Genomic DNA, 22453 nt, shown 5'->3' with positions numbered 1-22453 from the left:
ATGCGGACAGAGGGGCGACCTTGAACGAGTCCAGCAGGCTGATTCAGGAACTGATCGCGGAGCAGGCCAGAATCCGGCCGGACAGCGTGGCTGTGTCGTACGGCGACGAGCGGTTGACCTATCGTCAACTGGTCGTCCGCGTGCGGTCATTGGCCTGGCGACTGCGCGAGGAGTACGGCATCGGCCGGGACAGCCTGGTGCCGTTGCTGTTCGAGCGTTCCCTGGACATGGTCGTCGGCATCCTGGCGGTCATCGAGGCGGGTGGCGCCTGTCTGCCGCTGGACCCCAAACACCCGGCCGCGCGGCACCGGTTCATCCTGCGGGACAGCGGGGCGCGTCTGCTGCTGTCCGACATCGACTCGGATCCGAGCCTCGCCGAACTGGTGCACGTCCTCGATCTGCGCCGGCCCACCTGGCCCGAGCGAGCCGAGGAACTGCCGCTCGTCGGCACCGCCGACGACCTCGTCTACTGCCTGTACACCTCGGGTTCGACCGGCGAGCCCAAGGGGGTGCTCATCGAGCACCGCGGTGTGCGCAACGTGCTGCAGTGGGGTGCGGCGTACTTCTCGACGGGCCCGGACGACCGGGTGCTGCAGAAGACCACGTACACGTTCGACATCTCCATCATGGAGCTGCTCCTGCCGCTGATCAGCGGCGCCCGGCTGGTCCTGCTGGCGGCGGGCGCGGAGACGTCACCGCAGGCGATCCGCGAGGCCGTGGTGCGGCACGGCATCACCCTGATCCAGTTCGTGCCGTCGGGGCTCGCCTCGTATCTGGCCGTCATGGACAGCGCCGACCCGCTGCCCGGTGTCACGCGTTGCCTCGTCGCGGGCGAGCCGCTCAAGCCCGGTCTGCGCACGGCGTTCTACACGTCCACCACGGGCTGCGGCCTGTACAACCTCTACGGGCCCACCGAGACGTCGATCTACGCGACGGCCTGCCTGGTGGACCGCGAGGCGCCCGTCACGGTCGGCGGTCCGCTCGCCAACACCACCCTCCTGGTCGTCGACAAGGACAACAAGCCCTGCCCGGTCGGCGTGCCGGGCGAACTGCTCATCGCCGGCGACGGGTTGACCCGCGGCTACCTCAACCGGGACGAGCTGACCCGCGAGCGCTACATCGAGGACCCGACCGGCAGCGGCCTGCGGGTGTACCGCACGGGCGACCTGGCGATGCGGCTGGAGAGCGGCGAGATCGACCTGGTGGGCCGCATGGACCATCAGGTGAAGATCCGCGGCTACCGCATCGAGCTCGGCGAGATCGACAGCGCGCTGTCCGCGCTGTCCGGTGTGCACAACAGCGCGGTGATCGCCACCGAGATCCACGGCCGGCAGGAGCTCGTCGCCTACTGGGTCGGCGACGACCGGGCCGACACCGCGTCCCTGCGCACCGGCCTGCTCGAAACGCTGCCCGCCTACATGGTGCCCGCCCGGTTCATGCGCCTGGACGCCTTTCCGCTGACCTCCAGCGGAAAGATCCAGCGTGCCGCCCTGCCCGCCCCGGACCTGGACGCCGACTTCGACGGCACGGTCTACGAGGCACCGGTCGACGAGATCGACGGCGCGGTGTGCGCCGTCTTCCAGGAGGTCCTCGGCTGGGGGCGCGTCGGTCTGAACGACCGGTTCCTCGATCTGGGCGGTGACAGCCTCAAGGCCGTACGCGTCGTCCTGCTCGTCCGCAAGCGACTGCGGCGCGAGGTGGGCATGGACGCGCTGCTGCGCAACGAGACCGTCGCCGAACTCGCCGCGTCCCTGCGCGCGGGGGGACCGTCGGACGCGAGCACCGCGCTGCCCGCGATCGTTCCCGCGGCCGACGCCGAGTGGCACCCCCTGTCCTCGGGGCAACTGTCCATGTGGCTCCTGGAACAGGCCGGTGCCTCGCACGCGGCCTACACCGTCCCGGCGCTGTACGAGCTGCGCGGAACCCTGGACCGGGAGGCCCTGCACGGCGCTCTCACCGGACTTGTGGCCCGCCACGAGTCGCTGCGCACCGCCTACGGGCAGTTCGGCGGCGAACCCATGCAGCGGGTGCGCGCGCAGGCGGACGTCGCCTGGCAGGTGACGAGCGCCTCCGACGAGGCGGCAGCCCACCGGCTGGTCGCCGAGTTCGTGCAGCGCGACTTCGACCTCGCGGCCGGTCACCTGATCCGCTTTCTGGTCGTGGAGCGCGCCCCCGAGCACCATCTCCTCGTCATCAGCGCGCACCACATCGCGGTCGACGGCTGGTCGCTGACCGTGCTGATCGACGACGTCATCGAGGTCTACAACGCGCTGCTGGACGGCCGGCAGCCCGCGCGGGCCCCGCTGGGCGTGCAGTACAAGGACTACGCCCACTGGCAACAGGGACTGCTGGACCGGCCGACCACCGAGGAGTCGCGCGCCTACTGGCTCCGGCGGCTCGCCGATGCGCCGGAGCCGCTGGAGCTGCCCGCCGACCGCTCGCGGCCCGCCGTCCGCACCTACCGCGGCGCGGTGCTGCGCCGCACTGTCGCCGCCGAACGGCTGGTCGGCCTCAAGTCCCTGTGCCGTCAGGAGGGTTCGACCCTGTACGCGGGTATCAGCGCCGCTCTTCGCGTGCTGTTCTTCCGCTACACCGGTCAGCGCGATTTCGTGCTCGGCACCTCGGCGCTCGGCCGCCCGGTGGAGGCCCTGCACCACCAGATCGGCTACTACGTCAACAGCGTCGCCCTGCGCGAGGAAGTATCCGCCGGCACGTCGTTCCGGGCGCTGCTGGGCACCGTCCAGGGATCCCTCAGCGACGCCGTCCGGCACGGCGAGTACCCCTTCGACCGGGTGGTGCGCGACACCGGCGTGGTCACCGCGGGCGGTCACAACCCCCTGTTCGACGTCATGGTGATGATGGACCCGGCGTGGGGCGCGCCCACCGAAGGGGCGACGGGGCTGCGGATCCGCCACCTGGACCACCCCGTCCAGCACAGCAAGATGGACCTCACCCTCTTCTTCAAGGAGACGGACGACGGCCTGAGGATCACCGCCGAGTACGCGACGGACCTGTACGACGAGGTACGCGTCGCCCGGCTGCTCACGCACTTCGAGACGCTGCTCACCAGCGTCGTCGCCGACCCCGGGGCGCCCGTCGAGGAACTGGAGCTGCTCGGCGACGCCGAACGCGCGTTGGTGCTGACCGGCTTCAACGCCACGGACACCGACTACGAGACGGACACCCCGGTCCACCACCTCTTCGAGCGGCAGGCGGCCCGTACCCCGGAGCGCACCGCCACGATCGACGAGCACCGGAGCCTGACCTTCGCCGAGCTCAACGCCAGGGCGAACGCCGTCGCCCAGGTGCTGCGCGAGGACCACGGCGTCGGCCCCGGCAGCCTGGTCGCCCTGCACCTGGACCGGTCCGTCGACATGACGACCGCCGTCCTCGGCGTGCTCAAGGCGGGCGGCGCCTACCTGCCGCTGTCCACCACCGACCCGGAGGACCGCATACGCGCCATCCTCGAGGACTCCGGCGCCGCGGTCGTGCTCGCCGACCCGGTCCATGCGCAAGCGCCCGCCCTGAGCGGCCGTACCGTCATCGACGTCACCGCCGTCCCCGCGGACGTCACCGGCACGAACAACCCGCCCCCGCTGGCGGGCCCCGACGACGTCGCGTACTGCATCTATACCTCCGGCTCCACAGGCGTGCCCAACGGTGTCCTCGTCGAGCACCGCGGCCTGATCAACCGACTGCGCTGGACGATCGAGGACCTGGGCCTGAGCGACCGGGACGTCGTCCTGCAGAAGACGCCGTACGTCTTCGACGTGTCGGTGTGGGAGCTGCTGCTGCCCGGCATGATCGGTGCGCGCCAGGTGATGCTGGCACCCGGCGGCCAGTCCGACCCGGCGCTGATCCGCGACACGATCGAGCGCGAGGGTGTGACGATCCTGCACTTCGTGCCGTCGATGCTCAGCCAGTACCTGGCCGCGGTCGACCACGGGTTCGCGGGCGTACGCAGCGTCGTGTGCAGCGGTGAGGAACTCGGCCGGGACCTCGCCACCCGATTCCTCGCGGCCACCGCCGGCACCGGCACCCGGCTGCACAACTACTACGGGCCCACCGAGGCCACCGTCGACGTCTCCCTCCTGGAGGTCGACGACCGGCCCGGACCGGTCACCATCGGCCGCCCCGCCGCCAACACCCGGCTGTACGTCCTCGACGCGACGGGCCGCCCCTGCCCGGTCGGCGTCCCCGGCGAGCTGTACATCAGCGGCGTCCAGGTCGCCCGCGGTTACCTCAACCGGCCGGAGAAGAGCGCGGACAAGTTCACCGCGGACCCGTTCCGGCCCGGAGCGCGCATGTACCGCACCGGTGACCTGGCCCGCTGGCAGGACAACGGCGAGGTGCTCTATCTCGGCCGCCTCGACCACCAGGTCAAGCTGCGCGGGCTGCGCATCGAGCTCGGTGAGATCGAGCAGGCCCTGGCGGCCGGGGCGGAAGTCGAGCGAGCCGTGGTGCTGGTGCGGAAGGATCCGGCCGGCGCGGAGTTCCTGTGCGCGTACGTCGAGAACGCGGTGCCCGGCCGGCCGGCCTCCCCCGCCGAGCTGCGGGCCGCGCTCGGTGCGCGGCTGCCGGCGTACATGGTGCCGACGCACTACGTCTTCACCGACGCCATTCCCGTGACCCGCAACGGCAAGGCCGACCGCCGCGCCCTGCTCTCGCTGGCCGACACCCAGGTCGCCGACGGCGCGTACGTGGCGCCGCGCTCCGACACCGAGGAACGGCTGACCGGTATCTGGACGGCGCTGCTGCCGGTGGCCCGCGTGGGTGTGGAGGACGACTTCTTCTCGCTCGGCGGCAACTCGCTCAGCGCGCTGCAGCTGTCCACCCGTATCAGGCGGGAGTTCGGCGTGGAGCTGAAGCTGGCGGCGCTGTTCACGCACCGGACCGTCGCCGCCCAGGCCGAGCTGATCGCCGGTTCGGCGCAGGGCGCGGGGAGCGCACCGGTCGTCTCGCGCGTCGCCCGCGGCGAGCGGCACGTCCTGTCGTTCGCCCAGGAACGGATGTGGTTCCTGCAACTGCTCGATCCCGACAGCGGCGCCTACAACATCCCCGTACTGGCCCGGCTGGCCGGGCCGGTCGACGCGGAGGTGATGGGGCAGGCCGTCGCGAGCCTCGTGGCTCGGCACGAGATCCTGCGCACGACCTTCGTCAGCGAGGCGGGCGAGGTCTTCCAGACGGTCCGCGAGGACCTTCCGAGCCCGTACGCGATACGGGACCTCTCGGACCTGCCGGCCGACGCCGCCCGGGCCGAGGCCGCGCGGCTGGTGCGCGAGATCGCCGCCACGCCGTTCCACCTGACGGACGCGGCACCGCTGCGGGTCGTGCTGTTCAGGATCGGTGCCGAGGAGTCGCAGCTGCTGGTGGTGGTGCACCACATCGCCGGTGACGGCTGGTCCCTGCGTCTGATGATGCAGGAGCTCTCGGCCCTGTACACCCGCCACTCCGGCTCCGGCGAGCCGCTGCCCGAGCCCGCGGTGCAGTACATCGACTACGCGGCGGCCGTGCGCGCTCCCGAGTACCGGACCGCCGTCGAAGGCGACCTGACGTACTGGGTGGACCGGCTCGCCGACGCGCAGCCCCTCGAACTGCCCACGGACGAACTCGACGAGACCGTACGTGACGAGGCCGGCGGCGTGACGATCCTGCGGGTCGACGGCGCCACCGGCCGCCGGGTGCGGGAGCTGGCGACGCGCACCGCGACCACTCCCTTCGAGATCACCATGGCCGCGCTCAACCTGCTGCTGTCCCGCCTGAGCGACCAGCAGGACGTGGTCGTCGGCTTCCCGGTGGTGGGCCGGCCCGGCCTCGAACTCGAGAAGACGGCCGGCCTGTTCCTCAACACGCTGGTGCTGCGCACCGACCTGACCGGCGCCCCCGCCTTCACGACGCTCCTGGAGCAGGTCAGCACCCGGGTGCGGGAGGCCTACGAGCACCAGGCCGCCCCCTTCGAACTGCTCGTCGAACGCCTCAATCCGGTGCGCGACCTGGAGCGGACCCCGGTGTTCAACGTGCTGTTGAACTACCTGGGCGACCTGCGCGAGGACCTGACGATCGACGGGATCACCGCCGAGGTCGACGACCACGCCTTCGACCTGCGCGCCAAGTTCCCGCTCACCTTCTACGTCCGCGACGAGCCGGACGGCGGCATGCTGATCGAGCTGGTCCACCGGACGGACCTGTTCTCGGCCGCGCGCGCCGAGACGATGGCGGCCCAGCTGGCCGAACTCCTCGCCCTGGTCACGACGGCCCCCGAGCAGCCGATCACCTCGTACGCGCTGACGGCCGGGGCCGCCCGCGACCAACGGGCGGCGCTCGCGGCGCCGCTGGACGAGCCCGAGCAGCAACCGGTGACCGAGCTGATCGCCACGGTCGCCGTCCGGCACCCGGACCGGGTCGCCGTCCGGCAGGGCGACATCGCGCTCACCTACGGCGAACTCGTCGCCCGCGCCGAGGCCGTCGCCCGTCAGCTGGTGGCGCGTGGCTGCGAAGTCGGTGACATCGTCGGCGTCACCGGGCCGCGCGGGATCGGCTTCCTGGTCGGGCTGCTCGGCGTGCTGCGCAGCGGGGCGACCGCGTTCCCCCTTGATCCGGCGCTCCCCGAGGGACGCAGGCGACACCTGCTGGAGATCGGCAGGCCCGGCCTGTTCGTCCGGGTCACGGAGGACGAGTCCGACGGTGCGGCTCCGCCCCTCCTGCCGGACGGCCGACAGACCGTCGACGTCGGCGCCCGGGGTCTGCTCCCGCAAGAAGCGGCGGACCCCGGCGAGACGCCGCTGCCCGAGGTGTCCGCCGCCGATCCGGCCTACCTCTTCTTCACTTCCGGCACCACCGGCCTGCCGAAGGGTGTGCTCGGCCGGCACGGCTCGCTCAGCCACTTCCTCACCTGGCAGGCCGCCGAGTTCGGGATCGGTCCGGACGACCGGTGCTCGCAGCTGACCAGCGTGTCCTTCGACGTGATGCTCCGCGACACGTTCCTCGCCCTGGTCTCCGGCGGGACCGTCGTCGTGCCCGAGCCGGCCGACGAACTGGGCGGCAAGGCCGTCTTCCGCTGGCTGGAGCGCGAGCGGGTCACCGTCCTGCACGCGGCCCCGACCGTCCTGCAGACCTGGCTGCTGGACGCCCCCGACGAGGTGCGCCTCGACGATCTGCGGCTGACGTTCTGCGCGGGCGAGCCGCTGAAGGCGGCCCTGGTGGAGAACGTCCGCAAGCGCTGCCCGCGGACCGAGGTGGTGAATCTGTACGGGCCGACCGAGACGACGATGGCGAAGTTCTTCCATCGCGTGCCGGACCGGCCGCTGCCCCCGGTCCTCCCGGTCGGCACACCGCTGCCGCAGACCCAGGGCCTCGTCATGCGGGGCAGCGGCGACGACGCCGTGCTGTGCGGCGTCGGCGAACCCGGCGAGATCGTCATCCGCACCCCGTTCCGCACGTTCGGCTACCTCGACGACCCGCGGTCCACCGACGCGAGCTTCTTCCCCAACCCGCAGCGCGAGGACGCCGGTGACCTGCTCTACCGCACCGGCGACATCGGGCGGCTGCGCCCGGACGGGCTGCTGGAGATCCTCGGGCGCGCCGACCACCAGGTGAAGATCAACGGAGTGCGGATCCAGCCCGCCGAGGTCGAGAACGCCCTGACCGGTCACTCGGCCGTGGCCACAGGCATCATCGTCGCCCACAAGGACGACAACGGCGAGGCCCACCTCGTGGCCTACGTCGTCCCCGAGGAACGCGGCCAGGACGAGCGCGCCCTCGCCGAAACGCTGCGCGCCCATATGACGGGCCTGCTGCCCAGGGCGATGGTGCCCGGCGAGTACATCGCCCTCGACCGCATCCCCACCAACACCAACGGCAAGCCCGACCGAGCCGCCCTTCCCGCACCCCGCTTCGCCCGGACGGCACCGCCCAGCGCCTCGACGGCCCCTCGCTCCGAGGCCGAGCACCGCATCCGCGGCATCTGGTCGACCGTGCTGGAGCGCACGGTGCCCGGTGTCGAGGACAACTTCTTCGAACTCGGCGGTACCTCGCTGAAGTTGCTGCGTCTGTACGCGCTGCTCGACGAACAGTTCCCGGCCGCCTTCCGGGTCGCCCAGCTGTTCGCCCACCCCACGATCGCCACGCAAGCGGCGCTGGTCGCGCCTGTCACTGCCCAGTCGGAAGACGAGGTCACCGAGCATGAGTTCTGAGATCAACGCGATCGGCGCCGGCCGGGACGTCGCCGTCATCGGCATGGCGGCCCGGTTGCCCGAGGCCGACGACCTGCGGCTGTTCCTGCGCAATCTGCGCGAGGGCCGGGACAGCGTCCGCGAGCTGACCGCCGACCGCATCAGCCGGACCTCACTGTCCGCGGACGAGCAGTATCAACTGTGCGGCTTCCTGGAGGACATCGACACCTTCGACCACGCCTTCTTCGGCATATCGAAGGGTGAGGCGCAGAACATGGCGCCGGAGCACCGGCTGTTGCTCCAGGTCGCCTACCAGGCGGTCGAGAACGCCGGCTACGCCCCGACGTCCCTCGACGGCGTGCGCGGTTCGGTGTACGTGGGCGACACGAAGATCGAGTACGACCAGCTGGCGCTCGAGCCCGAGCCCACCATGGTGATGGGCACGCATGTGTCCGCCATGGCCGGGCGGTTGTCCCGGTTCTTCGGTCTGCACGGCACGTCCGCGATGGTCGACTCGGCGTGCTCCTCCGGCCTCCTCGCCGTGTACCAGGCGGTGAACGACCTGCTGCTCGGTGAGAGCGAGCTGGCCATGGTGTGCGGCGTCAGCCTCAACGTCCTGGCCGACCACAAGAGCGGCGATCTGGACATCGGTATCCGCTCGGCCGACGGCAAGGCCCGCGCCTTCTCCGCCGACGCCTCCGGCACCGGCTCCGGCGAGGCCGTGGCCGCCGTCCTGCTCAAGCCTCTCGACGCGGCGCTGCGCGACGGTGACACGGTGCACGCCGTCATCAAGGGCATCGCCGCGGGCAGCGGCGCCTCCCGCTCCAGCACGCTGACGGCCCCGGACAGCGCCGCCCAGGCCGAGGTCATCGAACGGGCGTGGCGGAAGGCCGGGATCGACCCGGCGACCATCTCGTACGTCGAAGCCCACGGCACCGGCACGCGCCTGGGCGACCCGATCGAGATCGAGGGTCTCGACCTGGCCTTCGGGCGGGTGACCGAGCGAAAGAACTTCGTCGCGGTGTCGACCGTGAAGTCCAACATCGGCCACACCTGGAGCGTCTCCGGCCTCGTCGGCCTGATCAAGGCGGCCCTCGCACTGCGCAGCCGACAGTTGTTCCCCAGCCTGCACACCGCCGAACTCAACCCGCTGATCGACTTCGCGAACTCGGCGGTGTCCGTCACCCGGGAGCTGACGTCCTGGGACCCGGCCGCCGGGGTACGCCGAGCGGGCGTCAGCTCGTTCGGCGTGATGGGCACGAATGTGCACGCGGTCCTGGAGGAGGCACCCGCCGCTGCGGCCGACGGCGTACGCGACGCCGGGGAGACGTACTTCGTCCCGCTGTCGGCGAAGAGCCCCACGGCCCTCGGGGCCAACGCAACCGCCCTGCGTGACTGGATCGCGGACCACCCGGACCTGGACCCGGCCGACGTCGCCCGCACGCTGGCGGCGGGCCGCGACCACCACCCGTACCGCATCGCCCTCACCGCGAACAGCTTGACCGGACTCACCGACGCCCTGGCCGCCGTGGCGCCCGAAGCGGCTTTTGTGCGCCCCGTCGAACCGGTGACGACGGCACTGCTGGTCTCAGGCTCGGGAGAGCCCGCTCCGGGCCTCGCCAACCGACTGCGCGCCGCTCACCCCTACTTCGACGAGCGGTACCGGCAGGCCACGGACGCGGCGTCCGACGGCGGTCCGGTGGACGAGCGGTTCGCGCTCCAGTACGCCTTCGTCAGCCTGCTCGGCCACATCGGTCTCGACTTCGAGCACGTCGTCGCCCAGGGCGCGGGGAAGCACGCACTGGACGCCGCCAACGGCCGCGTCGACCTCACCGAGGCGCTGCGCCGGGCCGCGGCCGAGGACCGTGCCGTACCCGCGGATCTCGAGGCGCGCGTGGACCGGCTCCTCGGCAAGCTCACCGGGCCGCGGCGCGTCCTGTTCGTCGAGGCGGGACCGCTGTCGACCATCTCCGGGGCGCTGACCGAGCGCTCGGGAGACGGCTACGACGTGGTGGCCGTGGACGCCTCAGGTCTCGCCGGCTTCCTGAGCGCCCTGTACACGGCGGGTGCCCGGTGGCGCTGGGAGGCCTGTGCGGGCCCGGGACGTCGGGTGGAGCTGCCCTCGTACCAGTTCGACCGCGTCCGCTGCTGGCTGGACGCCGGCAAGGTCCGCACCCGCGCATCCGCCCCGGAGACCGCGGGCGCACCGCCTGCCGCCGTAACTCCTCTGGAAGCGGTCCTGCTGGTGTGGCGGGAGGTCCTGGGCGTCGACACCCTCGACCCCGACGCCTCCTTCTTCGACCTGGGCGGCGACTCCATCAGCGGCATGCAGGTCATGAGCCGCCTCAGCACACTCCTCGACGCCGAACTCGACGAATACGCCCTCTTCGACCACGAGACCCCCCAGCGACTCGCCGACCACATCCAGGCCGCCCTGCCCACACCCGCCCCCGCAGAGACCACCACCATGAGCACGCTGGACGCCGTGACCCTGGTGTGGCGGGAGGTCCTGGGCGTCGACACCCTCGACCCCGACGCCTCCTTCTTCGACCTGGGCGGCGACTCCATCAGCGGCATGCAGGTCATGAGCCGCCTCAGCACACTCCTCGACGCCGAACTCGACGAATACGCCCTCTTCGACCACGAAACCCCTCAGCGACTCGCCGACCACATCCAGGCGACGGCCGGCTCCACCGCCGCGGCCCCGGCCGTGCCGGTCACCGGCTCGGCGGAGCCGTTCCCGGCTTCCCCCGCCCAGCTGAACATCTGGCTCGCCGCCCAGTTCGAGGGTGGTTCCGCCGCCTTCAACCTGACGCGCAGCTTCCGACTCGACGGCCAGGTGGACGCGGACGTGCTGCAGCGCGCCTTGGACGCGCTGGCCCGGCGGCACGAGGCGCTGCGCACGACCTTCGCCTTCGCCGACGGACTGCTCAGCCAGACCTCGGCTCCCGCCGAGGGCTTCACCGCGCCGCTCGACCTGGAGCGGTCCGCCACCGCGCGGCCCGACGACGCCCGTATCGCGGAGTACGTGCGGCCGTTCGCGTCAGCCGGCTTCGACCTGGCCACCGGTCCCCTGATCCGTGCGCAGCTGGCCACCTTCCACAACGACGAGCACGTCCTGACGCTCAGCACCCACCACATCGTGGCCGACGGCTGGTCCCTGGAACTGCTCGTCCGCGACCTGTCGGCGTTCTACGCCGCCTTCGCGGGCGGCGCCCCGCTCGACCTGCCCCCGATCGAGGTCGGCTATCGCGACCACCACATCGAGGAGAGGCGACGCGCCGACGAGCGCCGGGAGCCGGCGTCGGCCTACTGGCTGGAGCAGTACGCCGACGTTCCGGCGGCGATCGACCTGCCGGTCCGCTCCGGCGTCGGCGGAGAGGCGTTCAGCGGCGCCTATCGCAGCTACGCGCTGCCCGCCGGGCTGTTGGAGAAGCTGAGGCAGTTCGCCAAGGCCGAGGGCGGCACCGTGTTCACCTCGGTCGTCAGCGCCTTCGCGGCGCTGCTCGCCCGCTACACCGACGAGGGCGAACTCGTCCTCGGCACCTCGTTGAGCGGTCGCGGCAAGCAGAGCGCCGAGCAAGTGGTCGGCATGCTGGTCCGCACCTTGCCGCTGCGCCTGCGGGTCGACGACGAGGCGGACTTCAGGGACCTCTTCGCCCAGGCCCGCACCCGCTTCACGGAGGGCGCCCGGCACAGCGACTACCCCTACGAGGAGCTCGTCCAGGAGCTGCAGCAGCGCGGCCTCACCCACTCCTCGCACCTGTTCAACGTGCTGATCGAATTCGAACAGTTCGCCGGCGACGACGAGCAGGCCCTCAACGCGATGTCCAGTGACCGCCTGCGCGTCACCCCGCTGGACGTCACCCTGCAGACCAGCGTGTTCCCGCTGAACATCATGCTCGCCGAGCTGCACGGCACCCTGGAGGCGGCCATCCGCTTCGACACGCGCCTGTTCGACGACGGCGCCGTCGACCAGCTGTGGGAATCCTTCACCGGCCTGCTGGCGGCCGTCCTGGAGCGCCCCGACGCGGCGCTGAGCCAGATTCCGTACCTGACACCGGCCGAGGAGCAGCGGGTACGCTCCATCGGCGCGCACACCTTCGACTTCGACCCGTCGTCGAAGATCCATCAGGCGGTCGAACGATTCGCCCGCACGCACCCCGACCGCGTCTGCCTCGCGGCCGGCTCGCAGGAGCGGACCTACGCCGAACTCAACGCCCGTGCCAACCGGCTCGCCCGCTACTTCAGGGACGAACTGCGGGTACAGGTCGAGGAAGTCGTGGCCCTGGTCATGGACCGGTCCCTCCTCACCGTCGAGTCGATCCTGGCCCTGTGGAAGTGCGGCGCCGCCTACCTGCCGATCGACCCGGGCTATCCGCCGTCGTACGTGAAGTCGATGCTGGAGTCGTCCCAGGTCCGCGTCGTGGCCCTCGATCCGACCCGGATGTCGCCCGAACTGCGCGATCACATCGGCGACGAGCGCACCGTGGTCGAGCTGACGGACGCCACCGGTGCCGGCCTCGACAGCGACGACCTGGGCATCACCACGGACGACTCGGCGTTGTCGTACGTCATCTACACCTCGGGCTCGACCGGTGTGCCCAAGGGCGTGATGGTCGAACACCTGGGGATGCTCAACCATCTGCACTCCAAGATCAACGACCTGTCGCTGAGCGAGCGCAGCGTGGTGGTGCAGAACGCGTCGAACAGTTTCGACATCTCCGTGTGGCAGATGTTCGCGGCCCTCTACGTCGGCGGGAAGACGGTGATCTACGAGGCCGCGCTGCAGCTCGACCCGGTGCGCTTCGGCGAGCGGGTCGACGCCGACAAGGTCACCGTCCTGGAGGTCGTCCCCTCGTATCTCGACACCATGCTGGACACCTGGGAACGCGCCGGGCGCCGCTTCGACCTGTCCTGCCTCGTCCATCTGATGGTGACCGGCGAGGCGGTCCTGCCGCGCTCGGTCAACCGCTGGCTCGCCCATTACCCGCCCATTCCGGTCGTCAACGCCTACGGTCCCACCGAGGCCTCCGACGACGTCACGCACCATGTGATGGCCGAGCCGGTCACCACCGACACCGTGCCGCTGGGCAAGCCCATCCACAACACGCTGATCTACGTCCTCGACGAGCATCTGCGGGTGTGCCCCCAGGGGATGAAGGGCGAGATCTACGTCTCGGGGATCGGGGTCAGCCGCGGCTACCTCAACGCACCCGAGCAGACCGCGCGCGTGTTCCTGGAGGACCCGTTCCAGCCGGAGCGGCGCATGTACCGCACGGGGGACGCCGGCCGATGGACCGCCGAGGGCACCCTGGAGTATCTCGGCCGTACCGACAGCCAGGTGAAGGTCAGGGGCTTCCGCATCGACCTGGGCGAGATCGAGCGCCGTGTGGACGCCTGTCCCGGTGTGAAGGCGGCCGCGGTCGTCGTGCGCGGCGACGCCAAGGACCGGCTGTGCGCGTACGTCGTCCTGGAGCCGGGAACCACCGTCGCCGAGTGCCGCACCCGACTGCACCGCGAACTGCCGCACCACATGGTCCCGGCCGACTTCGTCGAGATCGACAGGATGCCGCTGACGTCCAACGGCAAGATCGACCGCAAGTCCCTCGCGAGCACCGCCCCGCCGCGTCCGCGCACCACCGACGTGGCCGCGCCGCGCACCGAGGCGGAGCGGGTGCTCGCCGACATCTGGCGCGAGGTGCTCGGCGCGGAGGAGGTCGGCATCACCGACCCGTTCTTCGAGATCGGCGGAAACTCACTGCGGGCCATCCAGGTGCTGTCCCGGATTCGCAGCCAACTGGGCGTGGCCGTGGACTTGGAGGTGCTGTTCTCGCAACCGACCGTCGCCGCGCTGGCCGCCGCCCTGCAGCACGCGGAGAGCGGCCACGACGAGGCCATCGTCAGCATCGGCGGACCGGGCAGCTATCCCGTCGCACACACCCAGACCCTGCTGCTGCGCGCCGAGGAGACCTACAGCCGGCCCGACGCGTTCCACCGCAACGACCTGTACGAGCTGCGCGGCGATGTCGACGCGGGCGCGCTGGAGCGCAGCTTCGCCCAACTCGTCGACCGGCACGAGGCGCTGCGGACGACGTTCGCGAAGCAGGACGGCCGGTGGATGCAGGTCGTCCACGAGCCGGGCGCGTTGCCCCTGTCGTTCGCGCTCCACGACTTCACGGGCCGGCCGGCCACCGAGGCACGCGCCTTCGCCGAGGAACGGATCCGGGTGCCCTTCTCCGTCCTCGACGAGCCGCTGATCCGCGCCGACCTGCTGCACACGGACGAGCGGTGGCTGCTGGTGACGTCCATGCACCAACTGGTCTCCGACGGCCGGACGGTGGACGTCCTGCTCGAGGACTGGCTGAGGCTGTACGACGCCCAGGTGGACGGCCGCGACGCGGGCCTCGAACCCCTCGCGGCGCAGTTCAAGGACGCGGCCCAGTGGCGCAACGCCCGTATGACGGGTGAGCGGGAGGAGCAGCACCGCCGGTTCTGGACGACCGAATTGGCGGGTGCCAGTTCCGTCGTGCCGCTGGACACCGACCGGCCGCGACCGGCCCGGACCTCGTTCCCCGGGGGCCGGGTGCACCACCCGGTGACCGGCCTCGCGGCGCGCCTGGCGGATCTGGCGAGCACCCACGCCGTGACCGAGTTCGTCGTCGCGAAGACCGCGGTCAGCCTGTTGCTGACGGCGGAGACCGGCCGCGACGACATCACCGTCGGCACCTACACCCGCGGCCGCAACCGCCTCGACCTCGAGGACCAGATCGGCTTCCACATCAACACCGTGCCTCTGCGCACCCGGCTGCAGCCCGACGACACCGTCGCCTCGGTCCTGCGCACCGCCCAGCAGGATGTGCTGCGTGCCTTCCAGCACGAGGAGTACCCGTACGAGTGGACGATGCGGGACCTGGGTTGGGAGCGCGGCCCGGACCGCAGTCCCGTCTTCGACGTGATGGTGGCCATGGACTTGGCGGAGGCGCCCGAGCCGTCCGGCGCGGACGGGCACCGGCTGGAGTTCGAGCGGCTGGCGTTGCCCCGCCGCTCGAAGGAGGCCGATCTGCAGTTCGTGTTCGACCGCACCGCCGACGGCGGCATGGAGATCGCGGTCACCTACAACTCCGAGCTGTTCGACGCCGCCCGCGTCGAGCGCCTGGCCGAGCGTCTGGAGGACATCACGGCAGCCCTCGCCGAGAACCGGCCGCTGGTGGAACTGCTCAAGGGAGCACCGAGCCGGGCCGAGTAGGCCACAAGGAGACCGCAGACACCCCGGGTACCCCGGGCACTCCGGACACCCCGGATACCCCCGGGCACCCCGGACACTCCGAAGACCGCGGACACTCCGAAGACCGCGGACATCGCGGACATCGCTGACACCGCTGACCCGGTGCCGTCACCTCGGCGGCACCGGGTCACAACCGGGAGGAGATCACCGTCAGCACCTCGGAAAGCTGCTCGTCGATGAAGAAGTGGCCCCCCGGCAGAACCCGCAGCTCGAACCCGGCACGGGTCTCCTGCTCCCACAGGGCGACGCTCCCGACGGCCACCCGCGGATCACGGTCACCGGCCAACGCGACAATGGGGCAGCCCAGCTTCGGGCCGGGGACGTACGCGTAGTTCTCCAGCATCCGGTAGTCCGCACGCAGGGCAGGCAGCGCCAGGCGCAGCAATCCGGGGTGTTCCAGGACCCGCGCGTCACCGCCGGACAGCAGCCGCAACTCCGAGACCAGCAGCGCGTCGTCCGCGTCCCCCAACGAGGGCGTTCCCGGCGCGGGCCAGGGCAGTGACGGCGCCTGACGCCCCGACGCGAAGAGCACGACGGGCCCCCGCCCGTCCTCCTCCAGACGCCGCGCGACCTCGAACGCCAACACCGCCCCCATGCTGTGCCCGAGGAGTCCGACCGGCAGCCCGTCGCCGAGCTCGGGCGCCAACTCCCGCAGCACGGCGTCCACGAGATCGTCCACCCGCTCGACACAGGCCTCTCGGTGCCGGTCCTGCCGCCCCGGGTACTGCACGGCCAGCGTCTGCACGCCGTCCTCGGCCAGCCCCGCGGACAGGAGGTGATACGCGCTCGCCGACCCTCCCGCATGCGGAAAGCACACCAGCCGCGCCCGAGCCTCACCAAGAGGATGAAAACACCGCACCCACGCACCCACCGACGCCCTCCCCACCACGGCTTTCACCTCACGCTATCCGCCGCCCTTCGGCCCGAATGCGGGCCCCCACCTCGTCGACTCGGACGAGCACACCGCTGCCGACGCCGGTGGGGGTGGGGGTGGCGGTGACGGTGACGGTGACGGTGACGGTGACGGTGACGGTGACGAACTCGCCGGATGGATCGGCGACACCCTCACCAGCCTCGGCGGCACATGTGGCCGACCCGACCTCCCGACACACCCCGAGGGGATTCACCTCGGGTGTCGCAGCGGTCGGCTCTTCGATGCTGGGGCGCTCCGGCACGTCAACGTGGAGCACTGTTCGCCGTCTCCAGGTCCACGGCCGCAGGCAGCGCGAGCAGTTCCTCGCGCGCCGGCCCACGGGACACATCGCCGCGCTTAGTGATCACAGAGAACCTGTACCCCGAGAGCCTGGAGGCAGGTGGCGGATTTGCAAGCCACACGCCACAGAATCACTCCACCCCAATAACAAGAGTTTTGTTAATATGGCTCTATGGCCACCATTCCCGAACCCGCTCCCGGCGAGGGCCCCATCCGTCCGGTCTCCGTCTCCCTCCACGAAGGCACCATTGCTGCCCTCAAGGCACGCACCGGCAAGCGCGGCATGTCCGCCTACGTCGAAGCCCTCATCCAGCGCCAACTCGAGCGCGACCGGCTGCGCGAACTCATTGAAGACGCGGAGACCGAGCACGGGCCGGTGGATCAGGCAGCGGTCGAGGCCAAGCGGGCGATCCTGCGCGGCGACACGGCCGGCTCGGCGGACGCCGCGTGAGCGGCACCCTCGTCCTGGACTGCGAGGGCCTGTCCAAACTCGTACGACGCACACCTGAACTCACCGAATGGCTGGCTGCCGCCGAGGCGGAGGACATCCGCGTCATCACCAGCTCCGTCACCCTCGTCGAAGCCCGCGACCCCAAGACCAATCAGGCCCGCTTCGACTACGCCGTCTCCCGCGTCAACATCGTCCCGCCCACCGAAGCCATCGCTCGCCATGCGAGCAAACTCCTCGCCGCGGCCGGCCTCCACGGCCACAAATACGCCCTCGACGCCATCGTCGCCGCCACCGCACTGGCCTTCCCCGCACCCGTGACTGTCCTGACCTCGGACCCAGAAGACCTCCACATACTGTGCGGCCACGGCGTCCACATCATCAAGATCTGACACAGTGCGATGCCGGGCAGCGGAGAACTCCGACTCGCTGCCCCTCAGCACAGCCCTGTCCATCTGCGCGGAGACGAGGTCCGAGGCTGCGACGGAATACGCCCCGCACAAGCTGGCGGCCTATCTCTACCAACCGGCCGAACCCGCGAACAGTGCGAGAACCGTCTGTTCCTCTGCGACGTCACAGCGCGCGCCCTGCACCGGGACATGGCCCTGCTGGAGACCAGGACACCTGAGCGGCTCTGACCGGTTCGCGATCAGAACTGGGAGAGCTCCCCAGCCCTGACGTCTGTCGGCTCCCCGCGCGCTTGGCTTCGAGGATCGCTTCGGCCTTGACTTGCTCGGCCTCTGCAACGATCCGCCAGGAACTCCGATGCCCGTTTCAAGATCAGCCCTGAAACGGAGTGGTTGTGCCGCCGGTGCGCGGCGTGCAGCACCTCCGCGATCTGCGCGGCCCACCCGGCGGCGAGCGGCCAGGACGGCGTGGACTCCTTGAGCCGCCTGTGCATGGGCACTCCCTGCACGAGTTCCATGACCGCTGCAGCCAATCAATGAAAACAGCAGGTCAGGAGCACAAACGGCGCCAATCCCACGTCCTGCCGTCGTCGTCAAACCCTTGACCCACGCATTGCGACCGCGCAGGTCACCAGCCGGACTCCCGCCCGGACCAGACAGCATGAACAACAAGAAACCCCAGGTCGAAATCCTGACCTGGGGTTTGAATGGAGCCGCCTTCGGGATTCGAACCCGAGACCTACGCATTACGAGTTGTCCAATCTTGGTCCACAGGCGTCCATGAGTGCTCGCCGGGGGGCTCGTAAGCCTGGTCAGAGCATCTGCCGGACTTCCGCGGACCTCAGCGGACTGCCCCAGAACGAGCGGCGGGAGACCGTAATTGAGACCGCCGCATGCAGCGCTTCGTCCCGGCCGCTTCCTTCGGCACGCAAGGTCCACAAGCGAGGCAAACCGTGAGACACCGACGCATCCGAGTCGCCATACTTGGACCATGACCCTGAACGTCTCCACCGATCGTCCCCTCAGAAGCCCGAGACAGCTTCTGGACTTGGTCACAGCTATTCGCGATGCCGCCGAGCACGACGAAAGCGACTGGATCGAGTGGAAATCGAACCTGGATCTGACCAAGAAGGAAGTGAAGGCGACCCTCGCCCGTCACATCATCGGCATGGCTAACCGAATACCCGAGAAGTCTGCTGCCACATGCGGCGGTTATGGCTATATCGCCATCGGGGTGGAGCCTGAAAACGTCGAAGGCGTCACAAGTCTCGACTTGGCAGATCTCGATTCCGGCCTTCAGGCGTATCTCGGACACCAAGGGCCGGAATGGTCTGCGAGCTATGTAACCCTCGACGGCCGCACCGTTTTGGTGATATCAGTCGAGCCAGCCAAGATAGGCGACCCGATCCATACGCTACACAAGGATTTCGCCAACTATACGGCGGGAATGATCTTTGTGCGGCGAATGGGGCGAACCGTCCAAGCGAACCCTGGAGAGGTCGTTGCACTAACACGTCGAGCCACACAATCGACAACCACCCAGCAAAAAATGTCGATTTCCTCAGATATCGAACCGGTAGCAGTCCCCTTGTGGAAATTCAATGAGTTTATAGGCGAAGCAGTTGCGAAGAGAAGGGCGATTCTACTTGACCCCAAGAACTCAACCCGCCGCCCTAACCGACTCGGAATTGCTGCCAATCTGGACAGCCGCACCGAAGCGGACTACATGGAGGAAGTCGCCGAATACATAGAGGAGTACCACGAACATCTGATCAACTCGGCCAGAAAGGATTATGTCCGGGCCGGAGCAGGTGCTGCGCTGCTTACGGTATCCAACCCTGACCAGATGAGCCATCAAGGCGTGAGAGTGGAATTGAACTTCCCAACATGGTTGAGCGTGATACTCGCCAAAGATTACGAGGAAGTGGAATTCAAACAACCCCGACCGCCTGAGCCACTGGGCACTAAAATGTCCTACATGTTCAACACGTCTAACTTGGCAACCTTGATAAGCCCCCGTCCCGGGCAAAGCGAAATCGAAACCTCGATCGAGCCGGGCATTGTCGTGTTCAACGTCGCCAGCGTCAGGGCGGAGGGCCATGTAAAGCTTCCCAAGATTCACTTTATCGCCGAATCTTGGACGGCTTATGAAGGAGTGGTGGACTGGGCAGTCACTGCTCTCAACAGCGGCGGTCGAGCGAGAGGATCCATTCAGCTCACTCAAGCGGGTGTGGCGACCTATGTGGTCGAGGAGACTGACCCCAAGAAGAGCGAGTCGTGACACAGTGAGGCGGGCAGCTCCTCACACCGGCAAGTCGGGACCCCGATTGAACAGGCACAGTAGTGCTTGACTGATCCGATCTGATCTCGGACTACCTATTTCACAAATCTGGAACCCCGAGTAGACCCACATACAGCAGCCCTCCGAGCGCGACTCCCAGGTAACAGGAGTCTGCCTGCACATTCTGCTGCTTGCTCTTTATTTCGAAGAACGCCATAGCGCAAAGGGTTGTCGAAGTAACAAGTTCTGGCCGGTCGGCCGTCAAGAAGCGCAGCGCTACAAGCGAAAGCCCAAAGGAAATAATAAAGATTTCCCAATTTGCTTGCGAGTATCTTAACAAGAGCCTTGTCTTCCGACCGCGGCGCGATTGGCTGAAGTTTCGTGGACTGGGAGGCCGTGGATGGCCTCGCGAGATATGCCAAAACTACGGCCGGCACAAGCGACAGAGCGAGGGCTTGTGTGCCTGCACTGACACTTTCTGCAAAAGCCTGAACTATGAGGAGTACGGTAAGACCCAACATGGATGCGGGCGCAAGAATCTTCACCAGCGGAAAAACAATTCCGTTGGCGAGAACGCTTCCCCAATCTGTCTCGTGAGCCATCAGCCGCTCCACGCTCAAGAGCTAAGCGTCACCCCCCACCCACCTTTTCCCAGGTTAAGCAGGTATCGCGTCAGCCGCCACTCGGCGACCTAACACCAAGTGAGCTGCGGCTTTGTCCTCCAGGGCTAGAGGCCGTGATCGCCGCCTTGGGACTGCTGCCTCAGCGGCGAGGCAGCGACTTGCCGCGTGGGCCGCACGCTTAGAGAGGTCGACAGAACCGCCGTTCCGTCAACTTTTCAATTCAGGCGATTCCGCCCTATTTTAGGAATATTTCCCACCTTTCGGGCATACCGTCGAACGTGAACCCCTCGTGCCCTGCTCAACGCGACCGTTTACGTACGGCTCGATTCCTCTGGCACGAGTCGGCTCGTGAACCCTTCTCCGCGCAAGCGCTCGTACGCTGCTGCCACGTCGTCGGGGATCTCCTGCTCGATCATGAACCCTTGTCGGGGGTAAACCATGAGCCGCTGCTGAGCGCCGACCAGCATGTCAATTACAAGTCGCGCGTCCTGGATCGAGTCAACGTACTCAGGGAGCGTCATGGGCGTGGAGGCACTCACCCACTCCACGTCCGGCCAGAGCTTACGTGCCGTTGCGTAGGCGCGCCGTTCCTCGTACGGCTTGCTGACCAGTAGGACGGCGGAGACCGAGACACGCCGCTCTTCGAGTAGAGTCCGCGAGAAGCGGATGTTCTCGCCCGTGTTACGGGCCTTCGGCTCGACAAGAATGGCGTCCGCCGGAACCCCCAACTCCACGGCGCGGTCGCGGTAGTGCTCAGCCTCGCCGCGAGGCATCCGCTCGCGCGTCGTACGGCTAGTAGCCCCCGTGAAGACGACGAGCGGCGCCATGCCTCGGTGGTACAGCTCTGCAGTGGTGTCAGCCACTCCCAGGTCGTGACTGCCGAGTCCGATCGCGACAGAGCAGGGGCGCGGCTCGTGCCCCATCTGCTGGAAGTCCCAAAGTCGCTGCGCGTCTGACCACGCCTGAGTGGAGATCACTTGCGCTCGTCCTCCATGTTCTCCGAGTCGGGCACCTTGAATTCATACGCCCACGCGAAGCGTGTAGCAGCGTGGACCCCAATGGCGAACTCCACCACAGTGCCGTCGGCTGTGTACGTGGTGCGGTGAAGTTCCACCACCCATTCACCTGGAGATAGCTGGAGGAGCTGAGCTTCGTCTGTCGTGGGCACTCGCGCGAACAGCTCCTCCTTCATGTGGTCGATCTCGTATCCGGCGTCGTACAGGACGCGGAAGCCGCCGCCACGGCCAGCGGGACCCGGAGTTGGGTCAACGATGCGCGTACCCTCCACATGCTCGGGACGGTAGTAGCTGGTCAGGGTGTGGGTCGGCTGAGTGCCTTCCTTGACCAGGCGCGCCCGCGCGTACACCTCAGCGCCTTCCGGCAGGCCGTGAGCCCCAGCCACGAGCGCCGGCGCTTTCACGCGGCTGACGCTCTGGGTCTGCTCGTTCCTGCGGTACGCACGACCGGACGCCACACGGTCCGCTATGAACGCGACCTCGTCGCCGTCCCGCCACTTGGCTTTGTCGTAGCGCGCGATACCGAGCCTCTTGAGCGGTGCTCGCTCACGGACGACAGTGCCGTGCCCGCGCGAGGAGGTCACCAGCCCCTCGGCTTCCAGCGCCTTGTAGGCCGCGTGGACCGTGGACTTGGACCCTTCGCCTACTTCCACAAGGTCCCTGATCTGCGGCAACTGCTCACCGGGCGCGTATTCGCCGTTCCGGATCTTCTCCGCGATCCGGTCCGCCAGCTCCCGCCATTTGGGCGCCATGCAGAACCTCCTCTCGACACCGTCCAGTGAAGCACAGTCCCAGGACTGTTTACAGTCCTGGGACTGTGCGCCATTGTCTTCTCAAGCGGTTCGCAGTCCTAGGACAGCGAGCCGGGAGGGCCTTCTTTGGGCTGCTCCGAACGCGCCCGGCGGGCCCCGTACCGCAAGGTCGGGAGCCCCTCTGACCAGGGGTTACCGCGCTCACCGGAAGCGACAGTGCCTTGAGAACTCAACAGCGTGCTGAGGGAGTCCCG

At 68.8% G+C, this 22453-nt stretch carries 9 protein-coding genes and 1 pseudogene; 6 read left to right on the top strand and 4 right to left on the bottom strand.

All coding sequences use genetic code 11. The features are described 5' to 3' along the window. The first annotated feature begins 20 nt into the window (after nucleotides 1-20). Both ACTMVF_RS03490 and ACTMVF_RS03485 read left to right on the top strand, forming a co-directional pair. The gene (locus tag ACTMVF_RS03490; protein WP_441269430.1) at nucleotides 21-8192 is read left to right on the top strand and encodes an amino acid adenylation domain-containing protein; all 8172 of its coding nucleotides are present in this window, start codon (nucleotides 21-23) and stop codon (nucleotides 8190-8192) included. Further along, nucleotides 8182-15420: an amino acid adenylation domain-containing protein gene (locus tag ACTMVF_RS03485; RefSeq protein ID WP_441269429.1), complete on the top strand. Its 7239-nt coding sequence runs from the start codon at nucleotides 8182-8184 to the stop codon at nucleotides 15418-15420. Before ACTMVF_RS03490 ends, ACTMVF_RS03485 begins: the two co-directional genes overlap by 11 nt. A 166-nt stretch (nucleotides 15421-15586) precedes the next feature. On the opposite strand, the gene ACTMVF_RS03480 is transcribed toward ACTMVF_RS03485, so the two are convergent. Further along, nucleotides 15587-16318, bottom strand: coding sequence for a thioesterase II family protein (locus ACTMVF_RS03480; protein WP_441269549.1), 732 nt, complete (start codon nucleotides 16316-16318; stop codon nucleotides 15587-15589). Between the two features lie 40 nt (nucleotides 16319-16358). Then, nucleotides 16359-16649, bottom strand: coding sequence for a hypothetical protein (locus ACTMVF_RS03475; RefSeq protein ID WP_441269428.1), 291 nt, complete (start codon nucleotides 16647-16649; stop codon nucleotides 16359-16361). A 195-nt stretch (nucleotides 16650-16844) separates the two neighbouring features. On the opposite strand from ACTMVF_RS03475, the gene ACTMVF_RS03470 reads away from it, so the two are divergent. From ACTMVF_RS03470 to ACTMVF_RS03455, 4 genes and pseudogenes are all read left to right on the top strand, one after another. After that, nucleotides 16845-17123 carry a hypothetical protein gene (locus tag ACTMVF_RS03470; RefSeq protein ID WP_441269427.1) on the top strand — a complete coding sequence of 93 codons (279 nt, stop codon included), beginning with the start codon at nucleotides 16845-16847 and terminating at the stop codon, nucleotides 17121-17123. Then, entirely contained in the window at nucleotides 17120-17512 is a 393-nt protein-coding gene (locus tag ACTMVF_RS03465; RefSeq protein WP_441269426.1) for a type II toxin-antitoxin system VapC family toxin, read from the top strand. The genes ACTMVF_RS03470 and ACTMVF_RS03465 overlap by 4 nt, the downstream gene beginning before the upstream one ends. Before the next feature lie 43 nt (nucleotides 17513-17555). Then, nucleotides 17556-17758, top strand: a pseudogene (locus ACTMVF_RS03460) (arginine--tRNA ligase); the annotation flags it as partial. Between the two features lie 760 nt (nucleotides 17759-18518). Further along, complete coding sequence (locus ACTMVF_RS03455) at nucleotides 18519-19808, top strand: AlbA family DNA-binding domain-containing protein (protein WP_441269425.1); 1290 nt, start codon at nucleotides 18519-18521, stop codon at nucleotides 19806-19808. A 934-nt stretch (nucleotides 19809-20742) separates the two neighbouring features. Here the strand turns inward: ACTMVF_RS03455 and ACTMVF_RS03450 are convergent. Both ACTMVF_RS03450 and ACTMVF_RS03445 read right to left on the bottom strand, forming a co-directional pair. Continuing rightward, nucleotides 20743-21408: a YdcF family protein gene (locus ACTMVF_RS03450; protein WP_441269424.1), complete on the bottom strand. Its 666-nt coding sequence runs from the start codon at nucleotides 21406-21408 to the stop codon at nucleotides 20743-20745. Then, on the bottom strand, nucleotides 21405-22199 hold the full coding sequence (locus ACTMVF_RS03445) for a GntR family transcriptional regulator (RefSeq protein ID WP_441269423.1): 795 nt from the start codon (nucleotides 22197-22199) through the stop codon (nucleotides 21405-21407). Before ACTMVF_RS03445 ends, ACTMVF_RS03450 begins: the two co-directional genes overlap by 4 nt. Between the last annotated feature and the right edge of the window lie 254 nt (nucleotides 22200-22453).

The sequence above is a fragment of the Streptomyces sp. SD31 genome (assembly GCF_052068475.1).
Taxonomy (GTDB): domain Bacteria; phylum Actinomycetota; class Actinomycetes; order Streptomycetales; family Streptomycetaceae; genus Streptomyces.
Note: the sequence above shows the minus strand (reverse complement) of the source record. Positions and strands in the feature narration are given on the sequence as shown.

What these genes read in the sequence shown, in the direction of transcription:
- ACTMVF_RS03445 (WP_441269423.1), bottom strand. Translation starts at nt 22,199, where the DNA reads ATGGCGCCCAAATGGCGGGAGCTGGCGGACCGGATCGCGGAGAAGATC.
- ACTMVF_RS03455 (WP_441269425.1), top strand. Translation starts at nt 18,519, where the DNA reads ATGACCCTGAACGTCTCCACCGATCGTCCCCTCAGAAGCCCGAGACAG.
- ACTMVF_RS03470 (WP_441269427.1), top strand. Translation starts at nt 16,845, where the DNA reads ATGGCCACCATTCCCGAACCCGCTCCCGGCGAGGGCCCCATCCGTCCG.
- ACTMVF_RS03485 (WP_441269429.1), top strand. Translation starts at nt 8,182, where the DNA reads ATGAGTTCTGAGATCAACGCGATCGGCGCCGGCCGGGACGTCGCCGTC.